The sequence below is a fragment of the Pelomonas lactea genome (assembly GCF_043555885.1).
Classification (GTDB): domain Bacteria; phylum Pseudomonadota; class Gammaproteobacteria; order Burkholderiales; family Burkholderiaceae_C; genus Pelomonas; species Pelomonas lactea.
This window is the reverse complement of sequence record NZ_JBIGHX010000003.1, coordinates 459867-476256: the sequence shown is the minus strand read 5'-3', so window position 1 is coordinate 476256 and position 16390 is coordinate 459867. Positions and strand designations below refer to the sequence as shown.

The following is a 16390-nucleotide window of genomic DNA, read 5'->3' as shown; positions in this document are numbered from 1 at the left end:
CATGACTGATTCCCACCCTCAACCGCTTCGCATCCTGGTGGTGGACGACGACGAGAGTGTCCGCGGCAGCATCGCGTACCACCTGGATCGCCTCGGCCACCAGGTCATCGAGGCATCGAGTGCCGCCTGGGCGCTGGAGCTGTTCGAGCGTCATCGCCCGCACATGGTCCTGAGCGACATCGTCATGCCGGAACACGACGGCTACTGGCTTGCGAACGGCATACGGCAACGAGAAACGCAGACCGGCGCCTGGACGCCCATCATCTTCCTCTCCTCGCTTTCCGAAGCGACCAGCGTCGCCGATGGCATTGCCGCGGGTGGTGACGACTACCTCACGAAGCCCGTGCATCCGCTGGTGCTGGAGGCCAAGCTTCATGCGATGCGGCGCCTCGCACGCATGCAGCGCGAGTTGCACGAGATCACGCAGGAGCTCCAGCGCGCCAACGCCGAGTTGCAGCGTCAGGCGGTGCATGACGCCCTGACGGGGCTGCTGAACCGCCGCGGGTTCAATGAGCAGCTGCAGGAGTCCATCGCGCTTTGCCGCCGGACTCAAAAGCCACTCACGGTGATGATCTGCGACGTCGACCACTTCAAGCAGTACAACGATGCGCTGGGTCACCAATCGGGCGATGACTGCCTGCGCATCATCGGCAGCATGTTGCGTCAGCTGGCGCGCCGTCCGCTGGATTCGGTGGCCCGGTATGGCGGCGAAGAATTCGCGCTGGTACTGCCCGACACACCGCGCTCGGGCGCGCGAACCCTGGCGAATGCGATCACCCGGGTGTTCGCCAGCGCCGCGCTCCCGCACCCCAATTCCGCGACGGCTTCACATGTCACGCTTTCCGGGGGGTTCACGACTTGCAACCCCGACGCCGACTGCCAGCCCGACCAGTTGCTGCGTGCGGCAGACGCGGCTCTCTACGACGCAAAAGCGACCGGCCGCAACCGCTTCGTGGGCGCGTGAGCCCCTGCGCGCTTTCGCTCAAGCCGACGCCGGCACGCGGAAGCGCGACACGACCTCGGCCAACCGCTGGGCCTGGGTGCTCAGGCTTTGCGATGCCGCTGCGCTTTCTTCCACGAGTGCCGCATTCCTCTGGGTCGCGTCGTCGATGCTGGACACTGCGGCGCCTACCCGCGACACGCCCTGGCTCTGATTGCGGCTCTCCGCCGCGATGTCCGACACGAGGTCGCGAACGCGATCAATCGACTTGACGACGGTCTGCATCGCGCCGCCGGCCTGATCGACCTCCACCACACCGTGCCGAACGTTCTCTGCGCTCTCGTTGATGAGGCTGGAGATCTGCTTGGCGGCATCCGCGCTGCGGGTTGCAAGCGCCCTCACCTCCGCCGCAACGACCGCGAAGCCACGCCCCTGCTCGCCCGCCCTGGCGGCCTCGACCGCTGCGTTGAGCGCGAGCAGGTTTGTCTGGAAGGCAATGCCGTTGATGACGTCCGTGATCGCCATGACGCGCTCGGAGCTGCTCCTGATCGAAGCCATCACGACGGAGACTCGGCGCACCGCCTGGTCGCTGTTCATGACATGCGTGGATGCCTCCGACGTGAGCGCCTGCGCGCTGGCGGCATGCTCGGCATTGCGCTGCACCATGTCGCTGAGCTCGCGCATCGTGGCGGCGGTCTCCTGCAATGCTCCGGCTTGAATCTCGGTTCGGCTGCTGAGGTCGGCGTTGCCCGCGGCGATCTGCCCCGTGCCGCTGGCGATGCAGTCACTGCCCTCCCGCACGGTGCGCACGATCTCGCCGAGCTTGCCATTCATGGCGCCGAGCGTGCGCAGCAGATGCGCGACTTCGTCATCCCCGCTCGTGGTCAGTCGAACCGTCAGGTCACCATCGGCCACGGCTTCTGCCAACGAGACGGCGTGGTTGATGGGAATCACGATGGAGCGCGTCACGGCGACCGCTGCCGCGATGGCCGCCACTAGCGCCACGGCGGAGCCGGCGAGCAAGACCACGTAGCCGTGGTGTGTCGTCTCCAACGCCTGATCCAGCCGCTCGACACTGCGCTCGCGCGTGTATTGCTGATACTCCTGACTACCCGCCTGCAGCGCCGCCAGCAGCGGCTGGCATCGCTCAACCAGCTTGGCCGCACCGATCTCCCGTCGACCGGCCTTCAGGTCTGCCACGATATCGACCGCGACAGGCCCGTACTGGTCTTCAAGTTTGCGCAGTTGTGCAATCAGCTCGCGCGCCTTGCTGCTGGCGTCCGACTGGGGCCCGGCGAGCGCTTCGAGTTCCTTGAGACGCTTGGCGACGGTGCCATGCGCGAGCTCAGCGTCGGCCCCGTAGGCCATGACATGCTGCTGGTCCGGCGTCACCACCATGTTGCGAACGGCAAGCGCCCGCTGATCGACGGCTGCCCTGAAGGCATTGGCCACTTCGGCGCGACGTGAAAGCCCGTGCACGAAACCGTCCAGCCGTTGCTGGGCGGCATGCAGCGCCTGAGCGGAAAGCGCCGCGACGAGGAGCGTGGAAGCGGCCAGCAGCCCGAAAACGAGCAACAGCCGGGTCTTGATGCTGAGACGTTCCATGACCTTGCCCTTTCGATGGTGCGCCGTCGCTTGTGACGGGATGCTTCAGAGAATGTCAGATAATTTGATGTAAATGATATTTTTGATCAAGATGGGATGTGTCTCTGACGCCGCTCACACCGCGTGCCCGCCGGGCTTTCAGTGAAAAGTGCACGCTGCGTGGCCCGGTGACGGGCCGACGACGGCACGCCGATCAGCTGGCGCTGGCTTCCACCCGCTGCATTTCAACCAGCGCTGCGAGCGCTTGCGGCCGGTGCAGCAGGTAGCCCTGGGCAAAGTCCACCCCGATCGCGCGGATCATGTCTTTCACCGCCGGGCGATCCACGAACTCCGCCACCGTCTTCACGCCGACGACGCGCGCGACATCGACGAAGCAACGAACAGCGGCTTCATCGAGCGGGTCGTCCACGACATCCCGGATGAACTGGCCATCGATCTTGATGTAGTCCACCGGCAGGCTCTTCAAGTAGCCGAAGGATGATGCGCCAGCCCCGAAGTCGTCCAGTGCCACCTTGATGCCCAGCGCGCGTACCTGCTGGATGAACACCGCGGCGTCGGCCATGTTGGTGACGGCTGCCGTTTCGGTGATCTCCAGGCACAGGCTCCGGCAGATCGCCTCGCCGGCACCCTCCAGCATCTCGAGCGCCTGCCGGTGAAACGCCCGATCGCCGATGGACTGCCCCGACAGGTTGACGTTGAGGCTGGACACGGAGGAGATCACGCCCGGCACATGCAGATAGTCGATCACGGCCTTCAACACCCAACGGTCCACGCGCGACGCGAGGTGAAACCGCTCGGCGGCGGGCAGGAAGGCGCCGGGCATCACGACGTTGCCATCGCTGTCCTGCATGCGCAGCAGCACCTCCGCATGCACGCCGGACTCCGGGTCACCGAGTGATGTGATGCGCTGTGCGTACAGCACGAACAGGTTTTCATCCAGCGCCTGCTCGATGCGCGACGCCCACTGCATCTCGCCGTGCCGCGCACGCATTGCCGCGTCCGTGTCGAACCAGGCGTGCACCCGGTTGCGCCCGGCCTCCTTGGCGGCATAGCAGGAGGTGTCCGCGGCCTGCATCACGGCCGCTGCCGTGCCCCACCGATGGTCGAGCGGCACGAGGCCGACGCTGGCCCCGATGCGGAAGCGCTTGCCATCGTGGACGAACCGGAAGTCATCCATGCGCTCGCAGATCTGCTGCGCGACGCGCTGCGCCTGATCGGCGGAACAATGCTCCAGGATCACTGCGAACTCGTCGCCGCCAAGCCGCGCCAGCGTGTCACGAGCCCGCACCGACTCCGCGAGCAGCTTGGACACCTGCTGCAGGAGCTGATCGCCTACCGAGTGGCCGCAGGCGTCGTTGACCAGCTTGAACTGGTCCAGGTCCAGGTACATCAGCGCATGCTCGCTGCGGTCCTCGTGGGCCTTGTTCAGCACGCGGCGCAGCCGGCTCTCGAACTCCGCGCGGTTGACGAGGCCGGTCAGGGCGTCATGCGTCGCACGGAAGGTCATCTCGCCGCTGAGGCGGCGCTGCTCGGTGACGTCATGGAAGACCAGCACCACGCCGAGGATCTCGCCGCCCTCGCTGCGGATGGGGGCGGCCGAGTCCTCGATGCCGAACTCCTCGCCCTGCCGCGAAATCAGCACCGTGTGGTTGGCCAGGCCAGCCACCTTGCCCTGGTCGAGACAGGTTGCCACGGGGTTCTCCGTGGGCTCGCGAGTCTCCTCGTTGACGATGTGGAACACGATGCCCACCGGCTGCCCGATCGCTTCGGCGTTGATCCAGCCGGTCATGCGCTCTGCCACGGGGTTCAGCCACGTGACCCGGCCGTCGCGGTCCGTGGTGATGACCGCATCACCGATGGATTGGAGCGTCACCTTCAGCAGCTCGTGCTGGTCTGCCAGCTCAGTGTGCAGCGCTCGGCGCTGCGTGATGTCCTGGAAGGCGCCCAGCAACCGCACGGGCTTGTCCCCTTCGAACTCCACGCCGCCGACCGCGCGCACCCAGATCGGCGTGCCATCGGCACGCACCAACGGAAGCTCGAGGTCCCAGCCCTGGCCGGTGGCCATCGACCGCTGGACCGCGGCCTGAATGGCCGGCCGCGCTTCGGGTGCATAGAAGTTGATCGCCGTGTCCAGCGTTGGCGTGTAGTCCGGAGGCACGCCATGGATGATGCGTGTCTGGGCGGTCCACATCAGCGATCCGGAGGCCAGATCCAACTCCCAGCCCCCCACACCGGCCACCTCGCCGGTGCGATTCATGAGCGCCTCGCTCTTGCGCAGGGCTTCTTCCTGCTCCTTGCGGGCGGTGATGTCCAGCTGAGTGCCGAACATCCACTCGGGCTTGCCATCGGCAGTCCAGCTCAGCACGCGGCCCCGCTCCAAGATCCAGATCCAGCCGCCGGCGGGTTGACGCACCCGAAGCTCGCATTCGTAGCGCTCCGTCCCCTCGGCGACATGCTTTTCGAGCAGCGTTTCCGCCCGCTTGCGGTCGTCCGGATGAATCGAGTCTCGCCAATGGTTGGCGCGCAGCGTGCCGAACTGCGCGGTGCAGCTCCCGGCAATCAGCATGCCTTTTTCGTTGAGCGACACCTGCCCGGTCTGCAGGTTCCATTCCCATGTCCCGACACCGGTCCCTTCGATGACGCCGGCCAGGCGTCGCTGCTTGGCGAGCAGTCTCACCTGGATGGCGCGCGCCTCGGTCACGTCTTCCACCGAGCCGACGTACCCCGTGACCTGCCCGGCCGAAGACTGGACAGCCCGGGCCCGGGAGCGTACGTAGCGCTCGCCACCCGACGGATGCAGGATGCGGAACTCCATATCGAATTCGCCCCCCGAAAGGGCCGCGCGCTGCCACTCGCCGAAGACGGTCCCCTTGTCGTCGGGATGCAGCGTCGACGCCCAGCCCTTGCCGAGACTGTCGGCCAGGCTCAGGCCATAGATCTCCTGCCACTTGGCGTTGGTGTAGGTGCAGTTGCCCTCCTGATCGGTGGCGAACACGCCCAGCGGCGACGCATCGCTGAGTGCGCGGAATCGAGCCTGGCTCTCGCCCAGCGACGCGGAAGCGGCGACGACTTGCAGGCCGAGTTCCCGCTCGGCCTTCAGGGCCCGGCGCCCCTCCAGCGCCTGGACTGCGGCGCGCGCCAGATGGCGCAGAACGTCACGCTGGGTCTCGTCGAGCTTGCGGGGCTGACGGTCGATGACGCACAGCGTGCCTGCGTGGGTGCCATCGTTCAGCTTCAACGGCGCGCCGGCATAGAAGCGGATGTTCGGATCACTGGTCACCAGTTCGTTCTCGGCGAACCGCGGGTCGAGCGCAGCGTCCGGAATTTCGAAGATGCCCTCCTGCAAGATGGCGTGCGCGCAGAACGCCAGGTCCCGCGGTGTTTCCGTGACGCCGGGCAGGCCGACATTCGCCTTGAACCACTGCCGCCCCTCGTCGATCAGGCTGATCAGCGAGATGGGCACGCCACAGGTCAGCGCAGCCGCCTCGACCAGCGCATCGAACTCCTGTTCCGGCGCGGTGTCGAGTACATGCAGCCGGTAAAGCGACTTCAGTCGGTCAATCTCATCGAGCGGCAGAGGGGCAGCGGGCATGGGAACCTTCTTGCGAGCAACACGGACAGAGGTTCCAGCGGCACACACCAACTACAACCGATTGCAAGGTTGGGACAGGACCGCGCACCGGTCAATGTGAATACTTCGGACAGCGCCTGCACGACCGAGTGCCCCGCGCGCTTCTGCGCATTAGTGCACGCCCGCCGCCCGGTCCGGCGCCGTGCGCCGCGAGGGGCCGTTCATCGAAGGTTCAGCCATCACCCACTATCCTGCGGCGTTGCCGCGGCCTGCGCGGCCCTACCACCGAACCGCCCGTGACCCCCTACCCGCCCGCCAGCGAAGACTCCGAGGCCTCCGAGCACACCCAGGCCGAGCGTGCCGCGGCCGCCTCGCGCAGCACCTGGGTCAGCGTGGTCGTCAACCTGGTGCTCACCACGACGCAGATCGTCGCGGGTGTGCTGACCAAGTCGCAGGCGCTGGTGGCGGACGGCGTGCATTCGCTGTCCGACCTCGTCGCCGACTTCGTCGTGCTACTGGCCAACCACCACAGCCAGAAGGACGCCGACGCGGACCATCCCTACGGCCACCACCGCTACGAGACGGCGGCCTCGCTGGTGCTGGGCCTGCTGCTGCTGGGCGTGGGCCTGGGCATGCTGTGGACCGCCGCCGTCAAGCTGGAGCAGCCGGACGCCATCCCGCAGGTGCACCTGGCGGCGCTGTGGGTGGCGCTGGGCGCGCTGGCGGCCAAGGAGCTGCTGTTCCGCTACATGCTGGCCGTGGCCAAGCGGGTCAAGTCCAGCATGCTGGTGGCCAACGCCTGGCATGCGCGCTCCGACGCCGCATCCTCGCTGGTGGTGGGCCTGGGCATCATCGGCAACCTGGCCGGCTACCCCATCCTCGACCCCATCGCCGCCGCCATCGTCGGCTTCATGGTCACGAAGATGGGTTGGGCATTCGGCTGGGACGCGCTGCACGACCTGATGGACCGCGCGGTGGACGACGAGGAAGTCGCGGCCATCCGCCAGACGCTGGCCGGCACGCCCGGCATCATGGGCGTGCACGACATCCGCACCCGCAAGATGGGCGACATGGTGGTGGTGGATGCGCACATCGAGGTCGACGCGACGCTGACCGTGGAGGCCGGCCACGACATCGCCGTGGAGGCCCGGCGCCGCGTGATGCAACGCCACCGGGTGCTGAACCTGATGACGCACGTGGACCCCTGGCACCGGCCGGACCGCGACCACGACAAGGTGGCTTCCGCGCCGACGCCCTGAGCCGCGAAGGCGTCAGTCATCATCGTCGTGGTGCCCACGCGGTGCTCGCCGTGCGGCGCCGACGCGCCACGCGCGTCGCCCTGCGCGGTATGCCAGCCGATGAACCCGACGCAGCCCGCCACCAGCAGCAGCGCCAGCCAGCCGCGGTTGGCGCGGACGAGATCCGGGCCCGGGCCCGGCGTGCGGCCCGTCAGCATGGGCGCCGCGAGATTGCGCCGCCGCAGCACCGACAGCAGCGCGATCAGACCCAGGTGCGCGGCCACCAGCGCCAGTGCCGTGTTGGCGAAGAACTCGTGTACCTCCTCCATCGCGTCCTCCAGGCCCAGCCAGTCGACGTGGCCGGCATAGCCGGACAGCACCAGCGGCCCGGCCAGCGCCAGCAGCAGCAACATCGCCGCACCCATGGCCAGCGTGGCGGCACGGGGCAGGTCGGGCCGGCCGGCGCCGGCCTGGCGCAGCCAGTCGCCCAGGCCCGACACGCGCTGCAACAGCCGGGCCAGCCGTGCCTGGCGAGGCCCGACCAGGCCATAGACCAGGCGGAACAGCAGCAGCCCGCCAAAGGCATAGCCCAGCGTCACGTGCAGGCCATGCCAGCGCTCGGACTCGGCGGTGAGCCAGGCGCCAGCGAAGCTCAGCGCGAACAGCCCGTGGAAAGCCCGCGTGGGGGCGTCGATCATCAGCCGCGCCGGGCGCGCGGCTGGCGCATGACCGGCGGCAGGGGCGTCGGGGGTGGTCGTCGAGGTCATCGGGTACTCCTTGCGTGACGCCGCCATCGTGGGCCGCCGCCCTTGAACCCCTGCTGAACCGCCCGTTCATCCTAGGTTCAGCTTCGGGCACCGACACTGCACCCATGAAACCGCCACGTTGGCCCCGCGCCCTCCTGCCCTGCGTCGCCGCGCTGTGGCTCGCCGCGGCCGGCGCAGACGACCGGCGCGAGCACGATCACGACCGGGCCCGCGCCGCGCTGAAGGCTGGCGAAGTGCTGCCGCTGCAGCAGGTGCTGGAGAAGGTGCAGCGCAGCCACCCGGGCGACGTGCTGGAGGTGGAGCTGGAACGCGAGGACGGCCGCTGGATCTACGAGCTCAAGCTGCTGCAAGCCGGCGGCCGGCTGCTGCGCCTGGACGTGGACGCCCGGACCGGCCAGATCGTCAGCACCCGGCAACGCCCAGCCCCCGGCGACAAGCCACCGCCCGCCTCCGCGCCGGAGCGCCGGCCATGAGGGTGCTGCTCGTCGAGGACGACGCGGTGCTGCGGTCGCAGCTCGTGCAGACGCTGGCGCAGGCCGGCTATGCCGTCGACGAGGCCGCAGACGGCGCCGCGGCGCTGCACCTGGGCATGACGGAGCCCTGCGACGCCGTCGTGCTCGACCTCGGCCTGCCGCAACTGGACGGCCTGACCGTGCTGCAGCGCTGGCGCGCCCAGGGCCGGGCCATGCCGGTGCTGGTCCTGACCGCCCGCGACAGCTGGCACGACAAGGTGGCCGGCATCGACGCCGGCGCGGACGACTACCTGGCCAAGCCCTTCCACACCGAGGAGCTGCTCGCGCGGCTGCGCGCGCTGGTGCGCCGCTCGCACGGGCTGGCGTCGCCGCTGCTGCAGCAAGGCGACATCACGCTGGACACCCGCACCGGCACCGTCACGCAGCGGGGTGCCACCGTCGGCCTCACGGCGCACGAGTACCGGCTGCTGGCCTACCTGATGCACCGCGCGGGGCAGGTGGTGTCGCGCGGCGAGCTGGTGGAGCACCTGTACGCGCAGGACTTCGACCGTGACTCCAACACGGTGGAGGTGTTCGTGGGCCGGCTGCGGCGCAAGCTGGGCGCCGGCCTCATCGAGACCGTTCGTGGCCTGGGTTACCGGCTCGTGCCGGCCGCCTGAAGGCCGGGAGCCGCGTTGACCCTGCCCGCCCTGCGCTCGCTGCGGCACCGCCTGCTGGGCGTGACACTGCTCACCGCGGGGCTGACGCTGGTGGCCGCGGGCGTGCTGCTGTCCGCCCTCTTCCGCGACCATGTGCGGCAGCAGTTCATCGAGCGCCTGACGGCCGACCTGGACCAGGTCATCGCCCGGCTGGAGGTGGATGCCCAGGGCCAGCCGGTGCTGGACGCCACCCGGCTGTCCGACCCGCGCTGGACACGCCCCCACTCCGGCCTGTACTGGCAGGTCGACGGTGCCGGCGCGCACGGCCGGCCGGGGCTGCTGCGCTCCCGCTCGCTGTGGGACGAGGACCTCGCCGCGCCGCGCGACGCGCCCGCCACGGGCGAGCTGCACGTGCACGAAGTGCTCAACCACCGCGCCGAACCGCTGCTGCTGATCGAGCGCGGGCTGCAGGCGGAGGGCGCTGCCACGCCTTGGCGCGTCATGGTGGCGGCCGGCACGGGACCGCTGGCGCAGGCCGCTGACCGGTTCGACCGCGTGCTGCTGGCGGCGTTGCTGCTCCTGTTGCTGCTGCTGGCCGCGGGTGCGCTGCTGCAGGTCACGCTGGGGCTGGCGCCGCTGGGCCGGCTGCGCGACGCGCTGGCCGCGCTGCGCGACGGCCGCACGCAGCGCCTGGCAGGCCGCTACCCGGACGAAGTGCAGCCGCTGGTGGACGACCTCAACAACGTGCTGGACCGCCAGGCCGCCTCGCTGGAGCGCGCGCGCGCCCAGGCCGGCAACCTCGCGCATGCGTTGAAGACGCCGCTGGCCATCCTGGGCCAGGGCGCCACGCAGGCGCAGGCCGACTCGGCGGCACTGCAGGCCCTGCCGCTGCTGGTGCAGGACCAGGTGCAGCTGGCGCGCCGCCACGTCGACTGGCACCTCGCCCGCGCGCGCGCGGCGGCGGCCCAGGGCGCCGGCGGCCTCAAAACGCCGCTGCAGTCGGTGGCCGACGGGCTGGTGCGCGTCATGCAGAAGGTGCACGCGGGCCGGGCGCTGGCCATCAGGGCCGACGTCGACCCTGGCCTGACCTTCGCCGGCGAGTCCCAGGACCTGCAGGAAATGCTGGGCAACCTGCTGGACAACGCCTGCAAGGCGGCGCACACGCAGGTGCTGGTGGCCGCCGTGCAGACCGGCCGGCAGCTGCGCGTGACGGTCGACGACGACGGCCCCGGCATCCCGCCCGCGCGCATGGCCCAGGCGCTGCAGCGCGGCCAGCGGCTGGACGAGAGCACGCCGGGCAGCGGGCTGGGGCTGGCCATCGTGCAGGAGCTCGCCGCGCTGTACGGCGGCTCGGTGGAGCTAGGCGTCAGCCCCATCGGCGGGCTGCTGGTGGTGCTGACGCTGCCGGCCGCCTGAAGCCGCCTATCCTGCGCAGCCCGCTCAGGGCTCGCCGGTGTAGCGCGTGTGGAAGCGCCGGCCCTGGGCATCCATGGCCTGCAGCCAGAGCTCCGACGTGACGGTGCTGGTGGGCGTGTAGGCGGTGGCCAGCGTCACGCTGGCCTTGGGCGGCAGCGGTACGGCGGTGTCCAGCACCTTGGGCGCGGTGCCGTCCGTGGGGCGAAACACGCGCTTGATCTCGATGAGGCGCAGGTCCGGGTTGGCCGCGGCCCACGTGGCCCAGTTGATCGCGTAGGTGCCGCCCTGCAGGTCCACCGCGCGCAGCAGCAGGTTGCTGGTCAGCCCGTCCAGCGCCGGGAAGCGCGCCAGCGCCGGCTCGCCCAGCACGTCGGCGCGCAGGTAGGCATTGCGGTTCTCGGTGGCGGTGCCCAGCGTGTAGTTCACGACGAACTTGGCGCCGCGCGTGCTGTCCGCGCCGCCCACCCAGCCCACGGCAGCGCGCTGGATGGCCAGGTCACCGACGCCACCGGTCGCGATGAGGTTGGTGGCACCCGCTGTGGGCGACAGGCACAGCCAAGGCCGGCTGCAATAGGCGAACGGGATGCTGAAGCCGCCCGGCAGCTGCACGGTGGCCGAGCTCAGCAACTGCGTGGGCGGGTTGGTCGGCAGCGGGTCGGGCGTCTGCGCCTGGATCTCCACCTGCAGGCCGATGCCCGGGTTGGGCGACAGGCTGGCGTCGGGCGAGCCGTCGGACTTGCGGGCGGCGAAGGCCAGCGGATGCACAGCCACCGCGAGCTTCTTGCCATTGCCGACGAGGTTCCACTTGTTGGTCGTCGTGGCGGACTTGTTGTAGCTGACGGCGTCGCTGAACACGTCGACGACGGTGCCGCTGGTGTCGCTGATGAGCGCACCGACGAGCACCTTGCTGCAGGTGCCGGTGGCGGGCGCGTCATCGGCGCAGCCCAGCAGCTGCAGGCGGCCGAACTGGCGGTTGGCCACCGAGTAGTCGTACAGGACGGCGCCCAGGTCGGTCTTCACGCGGCCGTTGTGCCTGTCGTAGCCGGTCACCAGCGGGTGGGCCAGCACGGTGGTGATGTCCTTGCCCTGCGCGATGAGCTGGTTCAGCGCGGCGCCCAGGTCGTCCAGGCCGGACAAGGTGCCCAGCAGCGTCGTCGCGCTGGTGGCGGCCTTCAGCGTGGACGTGATGGCGTTGGCCGGCGTGGCGCCGGTGGTCTTGAGCAGCTCGGTCTGCGCCGTGGGCAGCTCCACGACAACCTCGGCCGCCGGGCTGGCCAGGAACTTGTTGCCGATCTGCAGCACCGGCACGTTCAGCCGGGAGCGCGCCAGGTCCACCCGCACGCTCTCGATGAGCAGGTCATGGGCGCTCTTGTTCGCCGTGAAGCTCGCGTCGGCCAGCAGGTCCAGCGTCGTCAGCTTGAGGTCGGAGATCTGCGTCTTGACCAGCGTCTTCAGGAAGTCGCTGGCGGCCGTCGTGGCGGTGGCCATCTGCGTCAGCTGACTGCTGCTGGTGGCCGCGGCCGCGAACACCGGCGCGGGCTCGGTGCCCAGCGCCAGCGCCACGACGGCGTTCGTCAGCGGCGTCACATGGCCCACCATCGCGGCGCTGACGGTCGGCACCGTGGAGTGCAGCACCTGCATGGTGCCGGCGGCGTCCATGCCGCGCGCCTGGATGAACAGCGGCGCGGCGGGGCTGGTGACGGACAGCGTCAGGCTGTAGCTGCCGTCCGCGGCATGCGTGGTGGCCGTGCCGACCGCCTTGCCCTGCCCATCCACGACGCTGACCTGCGCGTTCACCAGAGGCGCGCCGGTCGCGGCCACGCCGCGCAGCGTGGGCGGTGTGGTCGGCGTGGGCGTGGTGCCGGCGTCGCCGCCTCCCCCGCCGCCGCCTCCGCAGGCGCAGAGCAGCAGGGTCAGGGCGAGGGCGGCTAGGCGGTACGGCATGGCACGGTCTGAAACGGGGCTCAGGTCAGTGTGCCGCGCCGGGCGAGCCCGCGGTGGGCCGTTAAGCGGTGGAAATCAGCGGCTGATCTGCACCCAGGACAGCTCGACGAAGTTGTCCGGCCGGTGCACCGGCGTCACGTTGGCGCGCGCGGCCCACGGGATGACCTGGCGGTGCAGCGGGATCACGTTGACCTGCTCGCGCAGCTCGGTCAGCGCGCCGCGGATCTGCTGCTCGCGCTTCTTCGGGTCGGGCTCGACGCTGCTCTGCGCGGCCAGCGCGTCGGCGCGGTCGTTGCGGAAGTTGCCGTAGTTGTAGTCGCCCACACCCTTGGCGCCGCGGTGGCGGAACACCGGCGTCAGCACGACCTCGGCATCGGTGATGCTGCCGCCCCAGCCATACAGGAACAGGCTGCTGTCCAGCTTCTCCAGCTTGGGGAAGTACAGCGCCCGCGGCATCGCGTTGACCTTGACCTTGACCTTGAGCTGCGCCCACATGGCCGCCAGTGCCGCACAGATTTCCTCGTCGTTGATGTAGCGGTTGTTGGGGCAGTCCAGCGTCACCTCGAAGCCGTCGGCGAAGCCCGCGTCGGCCATCAGCTTGCGGGCGGCGGCGAGGTCGTGCGGCAGCCGCGTCTGCAGCGCCGGGTCGTCGAACGAGGCGTTGGCCGACGGCGTCAGCGCACCGGTGGGCACCGCCAGGCCGGCCATCAGCTTGGTCTTCATCGCCTCGATGTCGATGGCCTGGTACAGCGCCCGGCGCACGCGCACGTCCTTGAACGGGTTCCGGTCGCCCGACGCCTTGCCGTACAGCAGCTTGTCGCGCGCCTGGTCCATCCCGAGGAAGACGAGGCGGTTCTCGGGGCCGTCGATGATCTTCACGCCGGGCGTGTTGCGCAGCCGGGTCACGTCGCGCGGTGCCGGGTCGTTGACGAGGTCCACCTCGCCCGACACCAGCGCGGCCAGCCTGGTCGCGTCGCTGGCGATCGGGGTGTAGACGACCTCCTGCAGGTTGCCGTCGAACCTGCCCCACCAGTTCGGGTTGCGCTTGAGCACGGTCTTGATGCCCGGCTGGCGGCTCGCCAGCATGAAGGGGCCGGTGCCGTTGGCGTTGACGGACGCGAAGCTCTCTTCCCTGTTCTTGAAGTCCAGAGGCTTGGTCACGCGGTGCGCCTCGCACCACTTGCGGCTCATGATGGGCAGCTGCTCCACGTGCTGCAGGAAGATCGGGTTGAAGGCCGCCAGCTGGATGTCGACGGTCAGGTCGTCGACGCGCTTGGCCACGCCGACCGCGTTGGCATAGACGGCGATCTGCGACGTGGGCTCCTTGGCCCGCTGCAGCGAGAAGACCACGTCGTCGGCCGTCAGCGGCGTGCCGTCGTGGAACTTGACGCCGGCGCGCAGCTTGAAGCGCCAGGTCAGCGGGCCGGTCTGCTTCCACTCCGTGGCGAGACCCGGCACCAGGGCCAGCTTTGCATCACGCAGGATGAGCCGCTCGTAGACCTGCGAATTGATGTTGTTGGTCAGCGTCTCGTTCTGCGAGTGCGGGTCCATGGTCTGCGGATCGCCCTGGCCGGCCCAGCGCAGCGTCTGTGCCCCGGCCTGCAATGACAACCCCACCGCCAGCCCCACGAGGGCCGCCCCCATCCATCGCTTCATCGCTGATCTCCCAACTGCATAGCGCGCAGTTTAGGAGCGGCCCCAAATTACCTTTTCGAGTTGGGGTTCCAGAGTTCTTCCAAGTGGCTGAAGCCCCAGTTCTCCGGCGGCTCGCGACCGGCGATGCGGTCGGTCGCGCCCGGCGCCGACAGGTCCAGCACCTGCACGGGGATGGGCATGTTGGACTTGGTCGAATAGAACACCTTGACCCGCGGCGCCACCAGCGACGACGGGTTCTGGTCCACCACGACGCCCAGCCGCCCGGACTGCAGCCGCACCAAGGTGCCGGTCGGGTAGATGCCGACGCTCTTCACGAAGGCCTGGAAGATGACGGGATCGAACTGACCCTTCCACTGCGCCATGCGCTGCAACGAACCGGCCGGGTCCCAGGCACTCTTGTAGGGGCGCGTGGACGTGATCGCGTCGTACACGTCGCAGACGGCGCCCATGCGCGCCAGTACGCTGATCTGGTCGCCTGCCAGCTTGTGCGGATAGCCCGTGCCATCCACTTTCTCGTGATGGTGCAGGCAGACGTCCAGCGCCGACGGCGGCACGTTGCTGCCGTCCTTCAGCAGCTCGAAGCCACGCTCGGGATGGCTGCGCATGACGCTGAACTCGGCGTCGGTCAGCGCGCCGGGCTTGTTGAGCACCTCCAGCGGCATCTGCATCTTGCCCACATCGTGCAGCAGGCCAGCCAGACCGGCCTCGCGCACTTGGTCGTCGGGCAGGCCCATGTGCCGGCCCAGCGCCACCATCAGCCCGCAGACGGCCACCGAATGCATGTAGGTGTAGTCGTCCTTGGTCTTGAGCCGCGCGAGGCTGACAAACGCGGACGGGTTGCGCGCCAGGGACGACGCGACCTCCTCGACGATGGGCAGGCAGACCTCGCTGTCGATGGCCTTGCCCAGTCGGGCCTCACCGAACAGCGCCATGACCGCCACCTTGGAACGGTTCAGCACCTGGGCGGCGCGATCCAGTTCGGCCTCCATGGTGACGCGCTGCTCCGGCACACGCGCGACCGGGGGCGGCGGCGGAGGCGCTGGCTCCACGGCCGGCGCGGGTGGCGTCGCGATGGGGCTGACCTTGGCGGGCTCGACGTCGGCCACGTCCGCGCCCTTCTCGTTGTCTATCCAGACCGCCGGCACGCCGCTGGCCTTCAGCGCAGCCAGGTCGGCCGGGTCCGTCAGCACGAATTTGGTCTTCCAGAACGGGTGAGACAGCCATGCGCCTTCCATCGCCTGGAGGTACATGCCCAGTCTCACGTCGGTAGTGGCGATCTTCTTCAACATGACCACGCTGTCAGAGTGGCACGCAGTATCTCTGCCTGCCGAGGCGGCCCGTGTGCAGCTCTGCACGGTTTGGCCATGGGCGTGAAAAAGCCGCCTCGCAGGGCGGCTTGTCGGCGCAGGTCAGCGGCGGCTCAGCGGAACTTGCTCTGAGGCACCGTGGCCAGCTCAGTGGGCAGCGTGCTGATGTAGGCCGCAATCGCCTTCAGCTCGGCGTTGCTGAACTGCTTGACCTGGCCGGCCATGATGCCGTTGCTGCGGCCCACGCTGGCGTTCTTGTCGACCTTGTACGACTTGAGCGCCACGGTCAGGTAGTCGGCGTGCTGGCCGGCCAGCTTGGGGTAGCTCGGGTCGATGGGCTTGCTGAAGTTGGCGCCGTGGCAGGAGATGCAGGCGCCCTTGGTCAGCAGCTCGGCCACGTTGGCGGGCGCGGCGGGCACGCTGTCGGCCACCGCGGGCAGCTTGGCCTGCTGTTCATAGAACGCGGCGACGTCGGCCATGTCCTGGTCGCTCAGCGAACCGGCGATGCCGCGCATCGTCGGATGCTTGCGTTCGCCCTTGGCATAGGCCTGCAGCGCTGAGACGATGTACTTGGCGTTCTGGCCCGCGATCATGGGGACCTTGTGGATCTCGGGGAAGCTCGCCTGATAGCCCACGATGCCGTGGCAGCCGATGCACATCGCGATCTTCTTTTCACCCGCCTTGACGTCCTGCGCCTGGGCGGCAACGGCACCGAATGCGGCGGCCAGGGCGAGCGAGATCTGCAGCAGTTTTTTCATGTCTCGGTGGGTGATGGGTTCTTGTGCGGCGCGGATTATAGGAGGGCTCCTATACTGAAACGGCCCCCTTCCAGCCC

At 69.2% G+C, this 16390-nt stretch carries 11 protein-coding genes and 1 pseudogene; 5 read left to right on the top strand and 7 right to left on the bottom strand.

From position 1 onward, the window contains the following. Position 1: 1 nt before the first annotated feature. Complete coding sequence (locus ACG04Q_RS10695) at positions 2–964, top strand: GGDEF domain-containing response regulator (protein ID WP_394510905.1); 963 nt, start codon at positions 2–4, stop codon at positions 962–964. Positions 965–982: 18 nt separating this feature from the next. Here the strand turns inward: ACG04Q_RS10695 and ACG04Q_RS10690 are convergent, their stop codons facing one another. Both ACG04Q_RS10690 and ACG04Q_RS10685 read right to left on the bottom strand, forming a co-directional pair. Further along, a complete protein-coding gene (locus ACG04Q_RS10690; RefSeq protein ID WP_394510904.1) occupies positions 983–2545 on the bottom strand; it encodes a methyl-accepting chemotaxis protein in 1563 nt (520 codons plus the stop codon). 193 nt (positions 2546–2738) lie between these two features. Continuing rightward, positions 2739–6137 carry an EAL domain-containing protein gene (locus ACG04Q_RS10685; protein ID WP_394510903.1) on the bottom strand — a complete coding sequence of 1133 codons (3399 nt, stop codon included), beginning with the start codon at positions 6135–6137 and terminating at the stop codon, positions 2739–2741. A gap of 275 nt (positions 6138–6412) precedes the next feature. On the opposite strand from ACG04Q_RS10685, the gene ACG04Q_RS10680 reads away from it, so the two are divergent. Further along, positions 6413–7375, top strand: coding sequence for a cation diffusion facilitator family transporter (locus ACG04Q_RS10680; RefSeq protein WP_394510901.1), 963 nt, complete (start codon positions 6413–6415; stop codon positions 7373–7375). Positions 7376–7620: 245 nt separating this feature from the next. Here the strand turns inward: ACG04Q_RS10680 and ACG04Q_RS10675 are convergent. After that, positions 7621–8052 (bottom strand): annotated as a pseudogene (locus ACG04Q_RS10675) (cytochrome b/b6 domain-containing protein); the annotation flags it as partial. 173 nt (positions 8053–8225) lie between these two features. Between ACG04Q_RS10675 and ACG04Q_RS10670 the strand changes: the two are divergent. From ACG04Q_RS10670 to ACG04Q_RS10660, 3 genes are read left to right on the top strand one after another with little or no spacing between them, the layout of a single operon-like run. Next, entirely contained in the window at positions 8226–8594 is a 369-nt protein-coding gene (locus ACG04Q_RS10670; RefSeq protein WP_394510899.1) for a PepSY domain-containing protein, read from the top strand. Continuing rightward, positions 8591–9253 carry a response regulator gene (locus ACG04Q_RS10665; protein WP_394510898.1) on the top strand — a complete coding sequence of 221 codons (663 nt, stop codon included), beginning with the start codon at positions 8591–8593 and terminating at the stop codon, positions 9251–9253. The genes ACG04Q_RS10670 and ACG04Q_RS10665 overlap by 4 nt, the downstream gene beginning before the upstream one ends. A 15-nt stretch (positions 9254–9268) precedes the next feature. Beyond that, positions 9269–10648 carry a sensor histidine kinase gene (locus ACG04Q_RS10660; protein WP_394510897.1) on the top strand — a complete coding sequence of 460 codons (1380 nt, stop codon included), beginning with the start codon at positions 9269–9271 and terminating at the stop codon, positions 10646–10648. A gap of 24 nt (positions 10649–10672) precedes the next feature. Here ACG04Q_RS10660 and ACG04Q_RS10655 read toward each other — a convergent pair whose 3' ends face one another. The 4 genes from ACG04Q_RS10655 to ACG04Q_RS10640 all read right to left on the bottom strand — a co-directional run bounded on the left by ACG04Q_RS10655 (position 10673) and on the right by ACG04Q_RS10640 (position 16313). After that, the gene (locus tag ACG04Q_RS10655; protein WP_394510896.1) at positions 10673–12592 is read right to left on the bottom strand and encodes a hypothetical protein; all 1920 of its coding nucleotides are present in this window, start codon (positions 12590–12592) and stop codon (positions 10673–10675) included. A 75-nt stretch (positions 12593–12667) separates the two neighbouring features. Then, positions 12668–14248 carry an ABC transporter substrate-binding protein gene (locus tag ACG04Q_RS10650; protein ID WP_394510895.1) on the bottom strand — a complete coding sequence of 527 codons (1581 nt, stop codon included), beginning with the start codon at positions 14246–14248 and terminating at the stop codon, positions 12668–12670. 47 nt (positions 14249–14295) lie between these two features. Then, entirely contained in the window at positions 14296–15537 is a 1242-nt protein-coding gene (locus ACG04Q_RS10645; RefSeq protein ID WP_394510894.1) for an HD-GYP domain-containing protein, read from the bottom strand. 131 nt (positions 15538–15668) lie between these two features. Continuing rightward, positions 15669–16313: a c-type cytochrome gene (locus ACG04Q_RS10640; protein ID WP_394510893.1), complete on the bottom strand. Its 645-nt coding sequence runs from the start codon at positions 16311–16313 to the stop codon at positions 15669–15671. Positions 16314–16390: the final 77 nt, after the last annotated feature.